General features: G+C 71.2%; 20 protein-coding genes. 10 read left to right on the top strand and 10 right to left on the bottom strand.

Annotated features, from left to right (window positions below; all coding sequences use genetic code 11):
• Positions 1–81 precede the first annotated feature (81 nt).
• Together AB0G01_RS31660 and AB0G01_RS31655 are read left to right on the top strand one after the other, a co-directional pair.
• Positions 82–576 carry an NUDIX domain-containing protein gene (locus AB0G01_RS31660; protein WP_360953298.1) on the top strand — a complete coding sequence of 165 codons (495 nt, stop codon included), beginning with the start codon at positions 82–84 and terminating at the stop codon, positions 574–576.
• Complete coding sequence (locus AB0G01_RS31655; protein ID WP_360953295.1) at positions 567–869, top strand: DUF6191 domain-containing protein; 303 nt, start codon at positions 567–569, stop codon at positions 867–869. The genes AB0G01_RS31660 and AB0G01_RS31655 overlap by 10 nt, the downstream gene beginning before the upstream one ends.
• Here the strand turns inward: AB0G01_RS31655 and AB0G01_RS31650 are convergent.
• The 4 genes from AB0G01_RS31650 to AB0G01_RS31635 all read right to left on the bottom strand — a co-directional run bounded on the left by AB0G01_RS31650 (position 841) and on the right by AB0G01_RS31635 (position 4,642).
• Entirely contained in the window at positions 841–1,758 is a 918-nt protein-coding gene (locus tag AB0G01_RS31650; protein WP_360953292.1) for an aldo/keto reductase, read from the bottom strand. The two genes, AB0G01_RS31655 and AB0G01_RS31650, sit on opposite strands and share 29 nt — an antisense overlap.
• A 59-nt stretch (positions 1,759–1,817) precedes the next feature.
• On the bottom strand, positions 1,818–2,858 hold the full coding sequence (locus AB0G01_RS31645; protein ID WP_360953289.1) for a glycoside hydrolase family 5 protein: 1,041 nt from the start codon (positions 2,856–2,858) through the stop codon (positions 1,818–1,820).
• A gap of 111 nt (positions 2,859–2,969) precedes the next feature.
• Positions 2,970–3,737, bottom strand: a complete 768-nt coding sequence (locus AB0G01_RS31640; protein WP_360953286.1) for an ABC transporter permease — start codon at positions 3,735–3,737, stop codon at positions 2,970–2,972.
• The gene (locus AB0G01_RS31635; RefSeq protein ID WP_360953283.1) at positions 3,734–4,642 is read right to left on the bottom strand and encodes an ATP-binding cassette domain-containing protein; all 909 of its coding nucleotides are present in this window, start codon (positions 4,640–4,642) and stop codon (positions 3,734–3,736) included. The genes AB0G01_RS31640 and AB0G01_RS31635 overlap by 4 nt, the downstream gene beginning before the upstream one ends.
• 110 nt (positions 4,643–4,752) lie before the next feature.
• On the opposite strand from AB0G01_RS31635, the gene AB0G01_RS31630 reads away from it, so the two are divergent.
• Positions 4,753–5,865, top strand: coding sequence for a histidine kinase (locus tag AB0G01_RS31630; protein ID WP_360953280.1), 1,113 nt, complete (start codon positions 4,753–4,755; stop codon positions 5,863–5,865).
• Positions 5,862–6,506, top strand: coding sequence for a response regulator transcription factor (locus AB0G01_RS31625; protein ID WP_360953277.1), 645 nt, complete (start codon positions 5,862–5,864; stop codon positions 6,504–6,506). Before AB0G01_RS31630 ends, AB0G01_RS31625 begins: the two co-directional genes overlap by 4 nt.
• Positions 6,507–6,569: 63 nt before the next feature.
• Here AB0G01_RS31625 and arc read toward each other — a convergent pair whose 3' ends face one another.
• Positions 6,570–8,366, bottom strand: a complete 1,797-nt coding sequence (gene arc, locus AB0G01_RS31620) for a proteasome ATPase (RefSeq protein ID WP_360953274.1) — start codon at positions 8,364–8,366, stop codon at positions 6,570–6,572.
• 238 nt (positions 8,367–8,604) lie between these two features.
• On the opposite strand from arc, the gene AB0G01_RS31615 reads away from it, so the two are divergent.
• Entirely contained in the window at positions 8,605–9,411 is an 807-nt protein-coding gene (locus AB0G01_RS31615; protein ID WP_360953271.1) for a hypothetical protein, read from the top strand.
• Between the two features lie 63 nt (positions 9,412–9,474).
• On the opposite strand, the gene AB0G01_RS31610 is transcribed toward AB0G01_RS31615, so the two are convergent.
• The 3 genes from AB0G01_RS31610 to AB0G01_RS31600 all read right to left on the bottom strand — a co-directional run bounded on the left by AB0G01_RS31610 (position 9,475) and on the right by AB0G01_RS31600 (position 11,138).
• Positions 9,475–10,302: a tRNA (adenine-N1)-methyltransferase gene (locus AB0G01_RS31610; protein WP_360953268.1), complete on the bottom strand. Its 828-nt coding sequence runs from the start codon at positions 10,300–10,302 to the stop codon at positions 9,475–9,477.
• A 72-nt stretch (positions 10,303–10,374) separates the two neighbouring features.
• Positions 10,375–10,575: a hypothetical protein gene (locus AB0G01_RS31605; RefSeq protein WP_360953265.1), complete on the bottom strand. Its 201-nt coding sequence runs from the start codon at positions 10,573–10,575 to the stop codon at positions 10,375–10,377.
• Entirely contained in the window at positions 10,575–11,138 is a 564-nt protein-coding gene (locus tag AB0G01_RS31600; RefSeq protein WP_360953262.1) for a hypothetical protein, read from the bottom strand. The genes AB0G01_RS31605 and AB0G01_RS31600 overlap by 1 nt, the downstream gene beginning before the upstream one ends.
• A 110-nt stretch (positions 11,139–11,248) precedes the next feature.
• Between AB0G01_RS31600 and AB0G01_RS31595 the strand changes: the two genes are divergently transcribed.
• Both AB0G01_RS31595 and AB0G01_RS31590 read left to right on the top strand, forming a co-directional pair.
• The gene (locus AB0G01_RS31595) at positions 11,249–12,352 is read left to right on the top strand and encodes a histidine kinase (protein WP_360953259.1); all 1,104 of its coding nucleotides are present in this window, start codon (positions 11,249–11,251) and stop codon (positions 12,350–12,352) included.
• Complete coding sequence (locus AB0G01_RS31590) at positions 12,349–13,011, top strand: response regulator transcription factor (RefSeq protein ID WP_360953256.1); 663 nt, start codon at positions 12,349–12,351, stop codon at positions 13,009–13,011. Before AB0G01_RS31595 ends, AB0G01_RS31590 begins: the two co-directional genes overlap by 4 nt.
• Here the strand turns inward: AB0G01_RS31590 and AB0G01_RS31585 are convergent.
• On the bottom strand, positions 12,986–14,116 hold the full coding sequence (locus tag AB0G01_RS31585; RefSeq protein WP_360953253.1) for a site-2 protease family protein: 1,131 nt from the start codon (positions 14,114–14,116) through the stop codon (positions 12,986–12,988). The genes AB0G01_RS31590 and AB0G01_RS31585 overlap by 26 nt on opposite strands.
• 338 nt (positions 14,117–14,454) lie before the next feature.
• On the opposite strand from AB0G01_RS31585, the gene AB0G01_RS31580 reads away from it, so the two are divergent.
• Both AB0G01_RS31580 and AB0G01_RS31575 read left to right on the top strand, forming a co-directional pair.
• The gene (locus AB0G01_RS31580) at positions 14,455–15,324 is read left to right on the top strand and encodes a RecB family exonuclease (RefSeq protein WP_360953250.1); all 870 of its coding nucleotides are present in this window, start codon (positions 14,455–14,457) and stop codon (positions 15,322–15,324) included.
• A gap of 95 nt (positions 15,325–15,419) precedes the next feature.
• Positions 15,420–15,692, top strand: coding sequence for a hypothetical protein (locus AB0G01_RS31575; protein ID WP_360953247.1), 273 nt, complete (start codon positions 15,420–15,422; stop codon positions 15,690–15,692).
• A 393-nt stretch (positions 15,693–16,085) separates the two neighbouring features.
• Here AB0G01_RS31575 and AB0G01_RS31570 read toward each other — a convergent pair whose 3' ends face one another.
• Positions 16,086–16,349 (bottom strand): phosphoribosyl-ATP diphosphatase, encoded by a 264-nt coding sequence (locus AB0G01_RS31570; RefSeq protein ID WP_360953245.1) that lies wholly within the window; start codon positions 16,347–16,349, stop codon positions 16,086–16,088.
• A gap of 102 nt (positions 16,350–16,451) precedes the next feature.
• Here AB0G01_RS31570 and AB0G01_RS31565 point away from each other — a divergent pair, with 102 nt between their 5' ends.
• Positions 16,452–17,063 carry a TetR family transcriptional regulator gene (locus tag AB0G01_RS31565; RefSeq protein ID WP_360953242.1) on the top strand — a complete coding sequence of 204 codons (612 nt, stop codon included), beginning with the start codon at positions 16,452–16,454 and terminating at the stop codon, positions 17,061–17,063.
• Positions 17,064–17,087 lie beyond the last annotated feature (24 nt).

Below are 17,087 nucleotides of genomic sequence, written 5' to 3'. Positions count from 1 at the left end.
ACGACGAAACGGTAGGAAAAGAGGTCGTCGGCGTGCGTCGCCCCGAGGTATCACTGGTGGATACGACCTGGGGAGGATCTCGTGGAGCATGTGCTGGTAGTGACCCCGGACGGCGCGCCGGTGGGTTCCGCGACCCGCGCCAGGATGCGCGCGGAGGGCTTGTGGCACGCGTGTTCGGTGATCGTCGTGCGCTCGCGGGACGGCGAGCGGTTGTTCGTGCACCGCCGCACGGAGACCAAGGACGTCTACCCCGGCCTGTACGACCCGACGTGCGGTGGGGTGGTCGCGGCCGACGAGACGCCCGACGAGTGCGCGGTGCGTGAACTGGCCGAGGAGCTGGGTGTCGCGGAACCGCTGGAATTCTGCTTCACGACGCCCTTCGTCGACGGAACCATCCGCTACGTCGCCCACGTTTACCAGGTGCGCTGCGACGGTCCGTTCACCCTGCAACCCGAAGAGGTCGCGTGGGGCGGGTGGATGGACGTGGCCGAGGTCCGCGCGAAGGCGGAGGACCCCGAGTGGCCGGTGGTACCGGACGGTCGGGCACTGATCAGGGAGTGGTTCTCGTGGGAGTGATCTTCGCGATGTCGGTCCCCGGCCTCGCCGTGCTGCTGTTCGCCCTGGCCACGGGAGAGAAGCTGGTGCAGTGGGCACGCCGCCGCGAGGGTCACCACGCCGTGGTGTCGCAGACGGGCCTGGACGAGTTCACCCTGATGCTCTACGGCACGAAGCTCGCCGAGCTGGACCAGCGGCGCACCGAGGTGATGCTCCGCGACGAGGAGGAGGACGGCGCACCGCCGCACGACCGCGCGATCGACCTCGACTCGGGCGCGGTGCGCCTCACGCCCAGGGCAGCGCGGCCCGGGTAGCCCAGTAGGCGGCCGGGTCCTCGGCGAGGTCGAACTCGTCGGGGTCCAGGTCGACCTCGCACGCCCGGAGGTTCGCGTGCAGTTGCTCCGCGCTCACCGCACCGGACAGCACCACGTCCGCCCAGGGCTGGGCGCGCACGGCGGCGAGCGCGATCGCGTCCGGACCGACGTCGTGCTCCTCGGCGAGCTCCCGGATCGGCGCGGGCGGGTCGACCGCGAGCCGGCCGTTGGCCAGGCCCTCCTTGACGAACACCTCGGCCCCGGTCTCGTGCGCCCACGCCAGCGCCGCGCCGGCGGACGGCTCCAGCACGTTCCAGGTGGACTGGACGGCCTCGAACAGCCGCCGCCCCTCCAGCTCCAACTCCAGCGCGCGCCGCACGGTGTCCGCCTGGCGCGGTCCGGACGTGGAGAAACCCAGGCGCACGCCGGAGTCCCGCAGCGCGCCGAGCGCGGCCAACAGCTCCACATCGCCGAACAGGGGGCTGTCGCCGGTCAGCGAGTGCACCTGGTACAGCTCGACGTGGTGGCCGAGCAGCGCCTCGGTTTCACCCCACTGCCGGGTGAACCTGGCCAGGGAGTGCTCCTTGACCTCGTGCACCTCGGCGTCGGGCCGCCAGTCCGCGACGTACTCGTAGCCCCACTTGCCCGACACCCGGACGTCGCGGTGGCCGCGCTCGTCCAGCCACCGGGCCAGGAACTCCTCGGCGCGGCCGTAGGAGCGGGCGACGTCCACCCGCCGCACGCCCGCCGCGTAGGCGGCGTCGAGCACGGCGTGGCACGCGGCGCGCATCGCGTCGACGTCGCGGTGCGCCGGGAGCGCGTCCTCCCGACCGAGGTTGATGTAGGCGGGACGGCCGAGCGCGGCGAGGCCGAGGGCGATGTCGGGCACCCGCACACGGTAACCCGCGGTCCCGGGGGACCGCGGGTCGTCGTGGTCGAGTCGCGCGGTCAGCTCGTCGGGAAGTCGTCGGCGGTGCGGATGCGGTCGCGGATCCACACGCCGGCGGGCTTGAGCCTGCCCGTGCCGGAGAACGAGGTGCCGGAGCAGGTGCCGGGCTTGAACACCGCGCCGGAGCGCTCGTCGTCGGAGAAGTTCCAGTTCACCCAACTGATTTTTTTGGCGTTCATCAGGTCGAGGTACTTCTGCGACTGGCTGAAGTTGTTCGCGCCGTCGCCGGACGCCTTCTGGGTGCCGAACTCGGTGACGAAGACCGGCACCTGGTCGGAGACCTTTGACAGCACGGCGAGGTAGTCGCTGCCGTGGTCGCCCGCGTAGAAGTGGAACGTGTACATGACGTTCGGAGCCGAGAGCTTGTTCCTGACCACGTCCTGCGGGTCCTTGCCGTCGGAGTGCCCGAAGGTGGACCAGCCGCTCGTGCCGACCAGCACCAGGCTGTCCGGGTCCTCGGCGCGGATCACCGGGATGACCTGCTCGGCGTAGGACTTGACCTTCGACCACGACACGCCGTTGGGCTCGTTCGCGATGTCGTAGATGATGTTGGTCTTGTTCTTGTGCCGCTGGGCGATCTCCTTGAAGAACGTCCTGGCGCGCGACGTGTTGTAGTTCGGGTCGCCCGGGTCGAGCTGGTGCCAGTCGACCAGGGCGTACATGCCGCGCTTGGTGGCCTCTTCGATGTACCCGTGCACCAGGTCGGTGAACTTGCGCGGGTTGGTCTCGTAGCCGTCTTCCTGGATGTACATGGAGATGCGCAGGACGTCGGCTTTCCAGTCGTCGGCCAGCGCGTCGAGCGAGGCGGTCTTGACGCACTGCGAGTACCACTGGATGCCGTGCGTGCTCATGCCGCGTAGCTGGATCGGTTTGCCGTGCTCGTTGCACAGCTTGACGCCGCACACCTTCAACTGGCCGTTGACCTCGGCGGGCGAGCCCGCGGGCAGAGCGGCCGACGCCGCTTGCGCGGGCACCCCCACGAGAACACCGGGTAGGACGAGCGTGGCCGCCAGGGCCAGTGCGATCCGGAGCCGTGCCATGCGGCTCTCCCCTCTCGGTCTGGGCGGCGGTGACGGAGCGGAATTAGTCAGGAAACTTTCCTTACTAACAAATCGGACTGTAGTGACCACGTTCCGCGTCCGTCAAGGTGCTCAGGCGTCCCGGCGCACCAGCGCCACCAGCGCGCCGCCCAGGGCCACCACCAGGTACGCCACCATGACCAGGGCCGCTGCCCACGGCGTCAGCGGCGCGTCCGGGACGTCACCGGCGAGCTGGGCCGGCAGGAGCGGGAGCGTCACCGCGCTGACCCGCTCGTCCCACGGCGTCGGCAGCAACAGCGTGATCGCCGGGAACACGAACAGCAGGCCGCACAACGTGACCAGCGTGCCCGCCGTGGACCGCAGCAGGAAGCCGAGCCCCAGCCCGAGCAGGCCGAGCAGGGTCAGCGAGGCGGTGTTGGCCAGCAGCGCGGGCCACGCGTCGGCGAACGAGTCGTAGGCCGAGATCGGCTTCGGCCGATCACCCGTGATCGCCTCGCCCGCCAGGTACGCCAAGAGCGTCACCACCGCGCCCACCAGCGTCGAGACCCCTCCGACCACGACGGTCTTGGCCAGCAGCAAGGACTTGCGCCTCGGCACGGACACCAGCGCGGTCCGGATCATGCCGCTGCCGTACTCCGAGGTGACCGCCAGCGCGCCCAGCACGCCGAGCACGAACTGGCCGAACGTCACCACGACCATGCCGGGGTCGGCGGACCCGAACCGGGCCTGCACCTCCGGCGGCTGGGCGTCGTAGTCGGCGGTCATCAGGTACGACACCAGCACGCCCGCCGCCAGCGTGAGCGCGAGTGACAGCAGCAGGTACAGCGTCGAGCGGACGGTCCGGAGCTTGAGGAACTCGGCGGCGAGGGTGTCGGTCACCGGGCCACCGCCCCGGTGCGGTACTCGACGCTGTCTTCGGTCAGCTCCAGGTAGGCGTCTTCCAGCGACGCCGTTCGCGGGGTCAGCTCGTGCAGCGGTATGTGGTGGTGCGCGGCCACTTCACCGATGTCGTAGGCGGTGAGGCCGTGCACGGCCAGCGCGTCGGCTTCGGGGTGCACTCGCCCGCCCGCCTCCCGGAGCGCGTCGGCCAGTCGGGACCGGCCGGTCGTGCGGACGAGGACGTCCTTCTTGAACCGGTCCGCCAAGTCCTGCATGGACGCCTCCAGGATCAGCCGGCCACGGCCGATGACGATCACGCGGTCCGCGGTCAGCGCCATCTCGCTCATCAGGTGGCTGGAGACCAGGACGGTCCGCCCCTCGGCCGCCAGGTCGCGCATGAGGTGGCGGATCCAGCGGATGCCCTCCGGGTCCAGGCCGTTGACCGGCTCGTCGAACAGCAGCACGCCCGGGTCGCCCAGCAGGGCGGCGGCCACGCCGAGGCGTTGCCTCATGCCCAGGGACAAGGTGGCCACCCGCCGGTGGGCCACGCCCGCGAGGCCCACCTGGTCGAGGGTCTGCACCACGCGTGCCCGGCCGATGCCGTTGCTGCGCGCCAGCACGTGCAGGTGGTTGTAGGCACTACGGCCGCCGTGCACCGCACCGGCGTCCAACAGCGCGCCCACGTGGCGCATGGGGTGGGTGATGTCGGCGTAGTGGCGGCCGTTGACGAGGGCTTCACCGGAGGTCGGGCGGTCCAGACCGAGGATCGCCCGCATGGTGGTGGACTTCCCCGCCCCGTTCGGGCCCAGGAAGCCCGCCACGTAGCCGGGTTTCACCTCGAAGCTCAGGCCGTCGACCGCTCTGGCGCTGCCGTAGCGCTTGGTCAGTTCGCGTACTTCGATCACGAGGACGAGACTCGCGGCTGCGGCGGCCCGCCGGATCGGACCGTGGTCTTCGATCCGAGGTCGGACCACGGTCCGATGTGCCGCCCCGGCGTGCCGGTTAGGTTCGGCGGGTGAGATCCCGTTTCCCGCAGTGGCTGCCCACGGTGTACCTGTACGCGCTCGACGTGGTCGCGGGCGTGGCCGTGGCGGCGGCGTACATGGGGTTCGCCGACCAACGGGCCGCGAGCGTGCCGCAGTGGTTGGGGTACTCCCTGGCGATGGTGATCGGACTGCCGCTCGCGGTCCGGCGGAAGTGGCCGTTGGCGGCGTTCGGCGTCGTGGTGGTCGCGCAGAGCATCGCGACCACGCTCAACATCACCTTGGAGCCGTTCGCGCCCACGGCGTTCGCGCTGTACCTGGTCGCGGCGTCGGTGTCCCGCGTGCGCGCCACCGGGGCGTTGGTCTGCTCGCTGGTGCTGTCAGCCGTGTCGATCTTCATCGCCGAGCCCTGGCCGGACGACGTCGGGCTGGCCGTGTTCGTGGTGCTGCTGCTGAGCGGTGCCTGGGCGCTGGGGCGGTCGACGCAGGTCCGTCGCGGTTACGCCGAGCGCACCGCGGCGGAGCGGGCGTCCCGGGCGCTCGCGGAGGAGCGGATGCGGATCGCCCGCGAACTGCACGACGTGGTCGCGCACAGCCTGTCGTTGATCGCGGTGAAGGCCGGGATCGCCAACCACGTGGCCGCCGAGCAGCCCGAGCAGGCCCAGGAGGCGTTGCGGGTCATCGAGACCGCCAGTCGGAGCACGTTGGTGGAGATGCGGCGGCTGCTGGGGGTGCTGCGCGCCGATTCCGAAACCGAGCTGGCACCCATGCCCGGCCTGCCGGACCTGCCCGGACTCGTGGACCGGGCGTCCCTGGCCGGCGTGCCGGTGGACCTGTCGGTGACCGGCGGCGAGGTGCCCGAGGCGGTCGGGCTGACGGTGTTCCGGATCGTGCAGGAGTCGGTGACCAACGTGGTCAAGCACGCCGCGCCCGCCCGGTGCTCGGTCGCGGTGGAGGTCGGGGAATCGGCGGTGCGGATCTCCGTGGTCGACGACGGCCCCGGGGAACGGGTGCTGGGGTCCGGCGGCGGCGGGCACGGGCTCATCGGGATGAGGGAGCGGGTGGCGGTGTACGGGGGGACGTTCTCGGCCGGTCCGCTCGGCGGGGGCGGGTTCCGGGTGTCCGCCGAGGTGCCGTTCGCGTGATCGACGTGGTGGTGGTCGACGACCAGGCGTTGTTGCGCGGCAGCTTCCGGGTGCTGGTCGACTCGACGCCCGGTCTGCGGGTGGTCGGCGAGGCGGCGGACGGGGCCGCCGCGGTGGCCGTGGTGCGGGAGACCTCGCCGCGAGTGGTGTTGATGGACGTCCGGATGCCGGGGGTGGACGGGATCGCGGCCACCCGGGAGATCTCGGCGTTCTCCTCCGCGCGGGTGCTGATCCTGACGACGTTCGACCTCGACGAGTACGTGTACTCGGCGCTGCGCGCCGGGGCCAGCGGGTTCCTGCTCAAGGACACGCCGCCCGCGGAGCTGCTGGCCGCGATCAGGGTGGTCGCCGACGGCGACGGGCTGCTGTCGCCGTCGGTCACCCGGCGGTTGATCGCCGAGTTCGCGCGGACGCCCGAGCGGCGGGCCGTCCGGTTGACCGGGGTGACCGAGCGGGAGCAGGACGTGCTGGTGTTGATCGCCCGGGGGTTGTCCAACACCGAGATCACCCGGGAGCTGCACCTGTCGGTGGGGACCGTCAAGACCCACATCGGGCGGTTGCTGCACAAGTTGCAGGCCCGGGACCGGGCCCAGTTGGTGATCGCGGCCTACGAGTCCGGCCTGGTCACGCCCACCGGGTGAGCCGGGCACGCGGGAGCCCGCCCGGCGGTGTCGCTGCCGGGCGGGCTCCCGTCGTGGTGGCCGCTAGAGGTACTGGCCGGTGTTGGTCGCGGTGTCGATGGCGCGGCCGGACTCCTGGTTCTTGCCGGTCACGAGGGTGCGGATGTACACGATCCGCTCGCCCTTCTTGCCGGAGATCCTGGCCCAGTCGTCCGGGTTGGTCGTGTTCGGCAGGTCCTCGTTCTCCGCGAACTCGTCCACGATCGCGTCGAGCAGGTGCCGCACCGACAAGCCCGGCTGCTTGGTGTCCAGCAGGCTCTTGATGGCCGCCTTCTTGGCCCGGTCGACGATGTTCTGGATCATCGCGCCCGAGTTGAAGTCCCGGAAGTACAGGACCTCCTTGTCACCGTTGGCGTAGGTGACCTCCAGGAACCGGTTCTCTTCCGACTCCTCGTACATGCGCTCGACGGTGTGCTGGACCATGCCGTCGATGCACGCCGACGGGTCGCCGCCGAACTCCGCCAGGTCGTCGGCGTGGATCGGCAGGTCGGGCGTCAGGTACTTGTTGAAGATGTCCTTCGCGCCCTCGGCGTCCGGGCGCTCGATCTTGATCTTGACGTCCAGCCGGCCCGGCCGCAGGATCGCCGGGTCGATCATGTCCTCGCGGTTGGACGCGCCGATCACGATCACGTTCTCCAGGCCCTCGACGCCGTCGATCTCGCTCAGGAGCTGGGGCACGATCGTCGTCTCGACGTCGGAGGACACGCCGCTGCCGCGGGTCCGGAAGATCGAGTCCATCTCGTCGAAGAACACGATCACCGGGGTGCCCTCGGACGCCTTCTCCCGCGCGCGCTGGAAGATGAGGCGGATGTGGCGCTCGGTCTCGCCCACGAACTTGTTCAGCAGTTCGGGACCCTTGATGTTGAGGAAGTAGCTCTTCGCCTCGCGGTGGTCGTCACCGCGCGCGCGGGCGACCTGCTTGGCCAGGGAGTTCGCCACCGCCTTGGCGATGAGGGTCTTGCCGCAGCCGGGAGGGCCGTAGAGCAGCACGCCCTTGGGCGGGCGCAGCTTGTACTCGCGGAAGAGGTCGGCGTGCAGGAAGGGCAGCTCCACGGCGTCGCGGATCTGCTCGATCTGCCGGAACAGGCCGCCGATGTCCTCGTACTTGACGTCCGGCACCTCCTCCAGCACGAGGTCCTCGACCTCGGCCTTCGGGACCCGCTCGTAGGCGAAGCCGGCCTTGGAGTCGACCAGCAGCGAATCGCCGGACTTGAGCGGGGCGTCCATCAGCGGTTGCGCGAGCCACACGACGCGCTCCTCGTCGGCGTGACCGACGACCAGGGCCCGGCCGATGGACCCCTCGGCGTCCGACTCCAGGACCTCGCGCAGCGTGCAGACCTCGCCGGTCCGCTCGAACTCGCCGCCCTCGACCACCGTGAGCGCCTCGTTCAGGCGCACCGACTGGCCGAGCACGAGCGACGCCGACTCGACGGCCGGCGACACCGAGACCCGCATCCGACGGCCGGAGGTGAACACGTCCACCGTGCCGTCCTCGAACCGCGCCAGGAACACGCCGTACCCGCTGGGAGGCTGGGCCAGGCGGTCCACCTCTTCGCGCAGCGCGAGGAGTTGGCTCCGTGCTTCTCGAAGGGTGTCGATGAGCTTCGTGTTGCGCTCGGTCAGTTGGCTGACGCGTTCCGTCGCCTCCGCGAGCCTCTGCTCCAGCAGGCGGACGTGTCGTGGGGATTCCGTCAACTTTCGGCGCAACAACGCGATCTCGTCCTCCAGGAACCTGATCTGCGCTGTCAGCTCACCAGAGTTGTTGCCCTTGTTCAGCTCGCCGCCCTCATCGGGCCGGCTGCCGGGATGACCGTGCTGCATGTCGGCACCCTCCTCCCGTGTTCGTACGACAACGGTACCGGCGATCACCGACAAAAGCGGTGACCCCGGCCGGTCCCGGAGGTCGTGTGATCACACATCCCCCCGCTCGGCCGGATGAACTGCTCCATACCGGTGCCGGGTGGAACCGCCGACCGGCTACCGTGCGTCCCAGTACGAGTACCACTGTGCGTTCCGGGCAGTGTCCACTGCCACCAGCGGAAAGTCCTAGGAGAATGTGATGTCCGTCCCGCCCCAGCAGCCGGGCCCCTACGGTCAGCAGCCGGGTCAACCCGGCCATCAACCAGGCCAATCCGGCCCCCAGCCGGGGTACGGGCAGCAGCCCGGCGGTTACCCGCCGCCGCCCCAGGGCTTCCCACAGGGTGGGCAGCAGCAACCCGGCTACGGACCTCCGCCGGGCGGTTTCCCGCCCCCCGGCCAGCCGGGTCAGCCCGGTCCCGGCCAACCGCCCTACGGCCCGCCCGGCCAGTTCGGGCAGCCCGGCTACGGCCAACCGGGTGGATTCGGCGACCCGTACGGCGCGCCGCGCAAGAAGAGCCCCCTGCCGTGGATCCTCGCCGGCGGCGGCGTCCTGGTGATCGCCGTCGTGGCGGTCCTGCTGCTCACGCTGGGCGGCGGCAACGGCTCGCCCAAGGACGCGGCGGACAGCTTCGCGGCGGCCATGTCGAGCCAGGACTACGACAAGCTGCGCGCGCTGACCTGCGCCGAGGACCAGAAGGAGATCGACGACCTGAAGAAGGCGTTCGACCCCGAATCGATCAGCAAGGAGATCGAGAAGAGCCTCGACAGCCTGCCGGCGGAGCTCCAGGACAAGATGAAGTCGATGCAGGAGGCGGCGAAGAACATCAAGCTCACCGCCACCGTCGCCAACGTCACCGAGAAGGACGACACGCACGCCGAAGCGGAGATCTCGATCAAGTTGGAGGGTGTCCCGGACGAGCTCAAGGAGCTCATGAAGGGTGACACGACCAACAAGGTCCCGTTCGTCAAGACCGACGACGGCTGGGTGGCCTGCGAGCAGGGGTAGCGTCCGCCGAGAACGGCCCACGCGGTTCGACGCGTGGGCCGTTTTCGCTGTTCAAGGGCTTTTTCAGCCCTTCGACGGGCGGCGCTGGGGACGCGGCGGGGTGACGCCGTCGGCGAGCCGGCGGGTGGTCAGCAGGAACGCCGTGTGCCCGATCATGCGGTGCTCCGGGCGCACCGCGAGGCCGACCACGTGCCACGGGCGGACGAGCGTCTCCCACGCGTGGGGCTCGGTCCAGTGCTGCTGCTCGCGGATGGCCTCGGTCACCCTGGAGAGCTGCGTGGTGGTCGCCACGTACACGACCAGCACGCCGCCGGGGATGAGGCTGCGGGACACCGTGGGCAGGACCTCCCACGGCGCGAGCATGTCCAGCACCACCCGGTCCACCTCGCCCTCGTGCTCGGCGAGGTCGCTGACCGTGAGCGACCAGTTACCGGGGCGCTCGCCGAAGAACTGCTCCACGTTGCGGATCGCGTGATCCGCGTGGTCCTGGCGGACCTCGTAAGACGTGACGCTGCCCTTCTCCCCCACGGCGCGCAGCAGCGAGCACGTCAGCGCACCCGACCCCGCGCCGGCCTCCAGCACCCGTGCGCCGGGGAACACGTCCCCGTACATCACGATCTGCGCGGCGTCCTTGGGGTAGATCACCTGCGCGCCGCGCGGCATGGACAGCACGTAGTCGGACAGCAGGGGCCGCAACGCCAGGAACGACGTCCCGCCGACCGACACGACGACCGACCCCTCAGGCTGGCCGATCAGCTTGTCGTGCAACAACGCGCCACGGTGGGTGTGGTACTCCTTGCCCGGTTCGAGCACGATCGTGTAGTGCCGTCCCTTCGGGTCGGTCAACTGCACCCGGTCTCCGGGTTGGAACGGACCACTGGCGGTGCTCACCGCGGTGAACCTCCTGAGAACAAACCTGCGGACAACGGCGCACGATGGTCGCAGAAGGCCCGGCGGCCCAGCTCAGCGGCCTCGGTCCGCGCGCATCCCGGAGAGGGTCAGGACCGCACCGGCGACGGTGCACGCGAGCGCGCCGGGCACCTGCGCCCACGCCGGCAGGTGCATCACGACCAACCACCCCTTGGTGTCCACGTCCAGCACGAGCAGCACCAACGCCACCAACCCCTGCGGCACGAGCATGATGATCCCGAGTACCTCGCGCATCACTCCCCCCTCCCCACGACCTTGGCGGTCGCCTCCTTCGCCGAGTGGAAGACGGGCCAGCCGACCAGCCAGATCAGGCCGACGAGCGACATGCCCCGCAACTGCCCCCACAGCACCTCCGTGCGCTCCGGCGTGCTCACGACGTAGGTCAGCAGCAGCACCACGGCACCGGTGACAGCCCACGCGAGCAGGAACTTGAACCACTCGCGCCACTCGTGGCGGACGCGCCCGACGCCGTGCTCGGGCGGTTTCACCGGCGGCGGACCACCCGCGAACCGGTGGGCGAACCGCTGGTCGGCCCAGCGCAGCATGCTGTGCCCGAACGCGATGCTGACCCCCAGGTAGATGGCCGCCAGCCCGTGCGCCGTCTTCGCCTCGCCCCCCGATCGCAGGTCGAAGACGGTCGCCACCAGCAGCACCACATCCACCAACGGCGTGCACACCAGCAGCACCGCGCCCAGCTTCGGCCTGCGCAGCACGTACCGGGCGAACAACCCCGCCCCCAGCACCGCCCAGAACCCGATCTCGCACGCCACGACCACAACCAGCAGCAGTTCGCCCACGACGAGAAGACTGCTGGTCGGGGCGGGGACGGCGCGTCGGCGGGCGGATCGACCGGGCGTCATCACTTCGTAGGACGACCGGCGCGCCGGCGGTGTGCTGAGATTCGGGGGTGGAGTTCCGCCCGAAGAGACGCGACCTGCTGGTCGCGGTCGGTTTCTTCGCCGTCGGGATGCTGATCTACCACCTCGGCCTGCACCTGGTGATCGGCGGGAACGAGCGGCCGACCACGCTCGGGGAGCACCTGGCGATCCTGGCGGTGGCCTGCACGGGTGGCGCGTTCCGCCGCAGCCTGCCGGTGTTCGCGCTGGTCACGGTCTCGGTCGCGGTCGCACTGGACCTGACCCGCGGCCTCAGCCTGCCGGTGATCATGGTGTTCATCGACGTGCTGTTCCTGGTGACGCTGGAGGGGCCGCGCCGGCTGCACCTGGCGCTGGTCGGCGTCGTCGCGACCGCCACGCTCGGGCTCACGCTGACCGTGGCGGTGCTGCTGGACTGGCGGGAGTCGCTCTACGCCGGTTTCCAGTTGTTCTCCCTGTTCGGCGTGCCGGTGTGGTGGGCGACGAACATCCGGCAGCACCGGGACGGCGCGGAGCAGGTGGCCCGGATCGCCGAGCTGGACCGGCGGGCTGCGGTGGACGCGGAGCGCAACCGGATGGCCCGCGACCTGCACGACGTGGTCGCCGGGCACCTGTCCGCCATCGCGATCCAGTCCGAGGCGGTGCTGTCCATGCCGGCGGACTCGGAGACCGTGCGGACGGTGCTGAGGTCGGTGCGCGAGAACAGCGTGCGGTCGCTGGAGGAGATGCGCACCATGATCGACGTGCTGCGGGCCGACGACCCGGTGGACGAGCCGGTGGCGGTGCGCCTGTCCGACGCGGGGCGGCTGGTCGATTCCGCCCGCGCGGGCGGGCTGGCCGTGGACTTCGAGAGCGACGACGTGGAGGGGCTGCCGGTCGCGGTGGACGTGGCGGCGTACCGGATCCTCCAGGAGGCTTTGACGAACGCCCTCAAGCACGGCACGTCGGCATCGGTGCGGGTGGAACGGCAGATGAGACGGCTCGTGGTGGTCGTGCGCAACACGGTGCGCGAAGGGCCGGAGGGAGCGGGGACGGGGTTGGTGAGCATGGCGGAACGCGCGCACGCGGTCCGCGGCACGTTCAGCGCGGGCCGGGACGGTGACCGGTGGCTGGTGCGGGCGGAACTGCCGCTGTGACGACCGCTGTGACGACGGTGCTGGTGGCGGACGACCACGCGGCGATCCGCGCGGGCCTGGTGATGATCCTGGGCGGCGCGGACGGCATCGAGGTCGTGGGCGAGGCGGCGGACGGCGCGGCGGCCGTGCGGATGGCCCGCGAGCTGCGGCCGGACGTGGTGCTGATGGACATCCGGATGCCCGGTGTGGACGGGATCGAGGCGACCCGGCAGTTGACCGGGGTGTGCGAGGTGCTCGTGCTGACCACGTTCGACCTGGACGAGTACGTGCACGGCGCGTTGCGCGCGGGTGCGGCGGGGTTCCTGCTCAAGTCCGTGGAGGCACCGGCGCTGGTGGAGGCCGTGCGGCAGGTCGCGGCGGGTGACGGGGTGCTCGCGCCGAGCGTGACGCGGCGGCTGATGCGCGAGTTCGCGTCGTCCGCGCCGCGCCGCCGACCACCGGCGCTGGACGCGCTGACCGACCGCGAGGTGGACGTGCTGAGGTGCCTCGGCGAAGGTCTGTCGAATCACCAGATCGGGCGAAAGCTGCACATCGGCGAGACGACCGTGAAGACGCACGTCTCGCGCGTGTTGACGAAGCTGGACCTGCGGTCGCGGGTGCAGGCGGCGATCCTCGCGCAGGACGCCGGACTGCTCAGCGGCGGTCCAGGGCGGCCTTGAGGTCCTCGCGCCGCAGCACGCCGGCGGGCCGTCCTTCCAGGTCCACCACCAGGTACTCCCAGGCGGCGGTGCTCTGGACGCGGTCGACGACCTCGTCACCGGACTCGTTCTCCAGGAGCACGGTCTCCGGCCGGATCGGCACGGCGGCCTGCTCGGCGGGCGCGTGCGGCGAGATGGCCGCCAACCGCTGCGCCAGGTCGCGGTCGAGCAGCCCGGCGGCGACCCCGTCCGCGCGGACCAGCACCACGCCGCGCCCGGCGGACGCCGTCAGCGCGCCGGACACCGGGCTCTCCGCGGGCAGTTGCAGCACCGGCCGGACCAGCTCGCCCAGGGTGAGCCCCTCCGGCCAGGTGCGCCGGCGCTCGGCGGTCATCTCGCCGCGCGCGCCGGCCAGCACGAACCACGCGGTGACCAGGCAGACCCCGAACCGGACCCAGCGGTCCTCGGTGCCCGCCAGCAGTCCCCAGACCGCCCAGGCGACCAGCGCGGCGGCCACCACCCCGCCGCCGGCCACGGCGGCCTTGGTACCGGTCGCGCGCCGCCCGGTGGCCGCCCACACGCCGGCCCGCAGGATTCGCCCGCCGTCCAGCGGCAGGCCCGGGAGCAGGTTGAACACCGCCACGGCGGCGTTCGCGAACGCCGTCTGGGCGATCAGCAGCCACACCGCGTCCGGCCGCGGGATCGCCATCGCGCCCAGCGCGAACACCCCCGCCAGCGCGATCGACACGGCCGGCCCGGCCGCCGCGATCAGCCCTTCGTGGCCGGGTCGGGTCGGGGCGCGCACCACCTCGGACACCCCGCCGAGCAGGAACAGCCGCAGCCGCCGCACCGGCAGGCCCAGCCGCAGCGCGACCAGGCTGTGCCCGAGTTCGTGGGCCAGCACCGACAGCCCGAGGAAGACCGCGAACGTGGCCGCGAGCAGCACCCCCGCCACCCCGCTGAGACCGGGCGCGATCCGGCTGACCAACGGCGCGTAGAGCGCCACGATCGCGGCCGAGCCGAGCCACCAGGAGGGCGCGAGCAGCACCGGGATACCGGCGGCCCGGAACAGCGGCAGCCCACCGTCCCGACCGACCTGCCGCCGCCAGCTCTCCTTGGTCACCACGGCGAAAGCGTAGGTGCTGACGTGTGTTGACGCTGTGACACACCCGGTCACAGCCCGTCCCGACACAATCCGAAGCACCCCCCGCAGCACCCCTCAGCGCCCCTCGGCAACCCACACAACGCACTCTCCGCACCCCTCGGCCAACCCCGCGACACACTCTCAGCACCCTCTCGGCAACCCCCGCGACGCACTCTCAGCGCACTCTCAGCGCATAGCCCCGAACCCGTCGGTCCCCCGTGGTTCGCTGATTCGCGGGGGACCCGCCGCCCGGGGGCACCCCCGCCCCGCGCTGCCCGATGATCCCGATCTTGTCGGGGGTCTGCCCTATCGTTCTGCCCATGGCCGTGCCGACGATCACCGAGCGCCCTGTACGCAGGCCCGCCCTGTCGCCCTCCCGCGCGGGCGACTTCAAGCAGTGCCCGCTGCTCTACCGCTTCCGGGCGGTCGACCGCCTGCCCGAGAAGCCGACCAGGGCGCAGGTCCGCGGCACCGTCGTGCACGCCGTCCTGGAAGACCTCTTCGCCCTGCCCGCCGCCGAGCGCCTGCCCGAGCGGGCCCGCGCCCTGGTCGAGCCCGCGTGGCAGCGGGTCCGGACCGAGCGCCCCGAGTTCGCCGACCTGTTCGCCGGTGCCGAGGCCGGCGACCAGGCCGACTGGCTGGCGTCCGCGGCCGGGCTGCTGGACGGCTACTTCACCCTGGAGGACCCGCGCCGCTTCGACGCCGACGCCCGGGAGCTGCTGGTCGAGTGGGAGCTCCCCTCCGGCGTCCTGCTGCGCGGCTACGTCGACCGCGTCGACGTAGCCCCGACCGGCGAGATCCGGGTGGTCGACTACAAGACCGGGGCCGCGCCGCGCGAGGTGGGCGAGGCGAAGGCGCTGTTCCAGATGAAGTTCTACGCGCTGGTGCTGTGGCGGCTGCGCGGCGTGGTGCCCCGGCAGTTGAGGCTGATGTACCTGGCCGACCGGCAAGCCCTGGCGTACACCCCGGACGAGGCCGAGCTGAGCCGGTTCGAGCGGACGCTGGAGGCCATCTGGGACGCGATCCTGCGCGCGGCGAAGTCCGGCGACTTCCGCCCGAACCCGGGCCGGCTGTGCGACTACTGCGACCACAAGGCGCTGTGCCCGGCGTTCGACGGCACGCCCCCGCCCTACCCCGGCTGGCCCGAGCCGGACGCGGGGCAGGAGACGGCGCTGGACCGGGCCGACTGACCACGGCGTCCTACCACCCGCTCGACGAGCACCGGTTCACCTCCACCGAACACACCACCGGGCCGTGGACCAGCGCCAACCAGCACTCGGGCCCGGTGCCCGCGCTGAAGATGACGGCAGAACTGGAGCGCCCCGACCAATCGGTGGAGCTGCTGTCCGCTGCGCTGTCGCACGACGGACGCGCGGTGCTGCGCGCCCGCGCGGGGCAGATCGTCGGCGGCGACACGTCGGCGCTGGCCTCCGGCGGGAACGAGCCGCAGGTGTGCGCGCCAATGGCGATCCTGGACGACTGGCGGTGCGGCTACCTCGCCGCGTATCCGGCAGGCTGGACATCGCGAAGTGGTTCGTGCTCGACGCGGAGACGGTGATCGGCGCGACGGGCGTCGGCGTGCGGGCCGCGTGCTGCACGACGAGCGGGGCCGGTGGGGCGCACCGCCCAGTCGCTGTACATGCGGGAGCGGTAACGCGGTCGACAGCAGCACGGCGTCCCCGGGGCAGTCGTGCGTTCGGCCGCGCCGAGCGCCTTCAACGGTTCCAGGACGAGCGCGGGCAGCCGCCACCCGGACGCGGCGATCACCACGCCGAGCAGCGACGGGCGGAACACCTTTCGGAACAGCACCAGACCGATCGTGCCCAAGACGAACGTGCTGATCACGAAAGTCAGGACACCCCGGTTGGCGAGCGACCGGGAGGGCGGCGAGGAACTCGATGACCGTGGGCACCCACATGGGCACGAAGCCTCCGAGCACCCCGGCCATCGGTCACAGGTGCTTGTAGACGTCTTCGAGAGTGAGGCCACGACCGAGCATCAACACCTGCACGCGGTACAGGAGCTGGGAGACCTCCTCGGCCAGCCGCTCGTCCGACTCGTGCTCGGCGGCGATCCAGACCTCGCCCGCTTCCTCCAACACCTTCTTGCCCTGCGCATGTACCCCGTCCGCCAGCGCCGCGACCGTGGCGGACCCCTCGGGGCGGGTGCGGGCGCGCTCGCCCAGCTCGGCGAACAGCTCGTCGAAGGTCTTCACGGGAGCTGATCCTCGCATCCCCCGGACGGCCGCCGGAAACCACCCCGAAAGTGCGTACCCCGAAATCTTGCGGACCCCGCACTTTTCCCCTACCTTGATCACATGGAAGAACCACTGGGCTTGCGTGAGCGCAAGAAGCTGGAAACCCGCCAGGCGTTGAGCTGGGCCGCGCTCCGGCTGGCGGTCGAGCGCGGCCTGGAGAACGTCCTGGTGGAGGACATCGCCGCCTCGGCGGGGGTGTCGCCCCGCACGTTCAACAACTACTTCTCCAGCAAGGCCGAGGCGATCACCTCCCGCCACCTCGACCGTGGTCGGGAGCTGACGGAACAGGTCCGCCGCCGACCCGGGACGGAGTCGGTGTGGGAGTCGATCCTGGAGGCCGCGCTGGCGCAGTACTCGCCGAACGACCGGGTGCCGGATCCGGAGTGGACCGCCGGGGTCCGGCTGATGACCAGCGAACCGACCCTGATCGGCGAGTTCCTGCGGGCCAGCTCGGTGATCGAGCGCGAACTGGCCCAGGCGATCGCCGAGCGCACCCGAACAGACGTGGCGGTCGACCTCTACCCCCGCCTGGTGGCGGCGTCCGTGGGCGCGGCCATCGAAGTGGCGACGGACCGCTGGTTGACCGCCGACCCCCCGATCCCGCTGGGCCCCCTGGTGCGTGACGCCCTGACCCAGGTCGCAGCCGGCCTGCCAGAGCCCTCAACCCACTAACCCGATACCGCCCCACCTCACCCT

The organism is Actinosynnema sp. NPDC023587, from assembly GCF_040640215.1.
Lineage (GTDB): Bacteria > Actinomycetota > Actinomycetes > Mycobacteriales > Pseudonocardiaceae > Actinosynnema.
The sequence above is the reverse complement of the archived record's forward strand: the minus strand, read 5'-3'. Positions and strand labels throughout refer to the sequence as shown.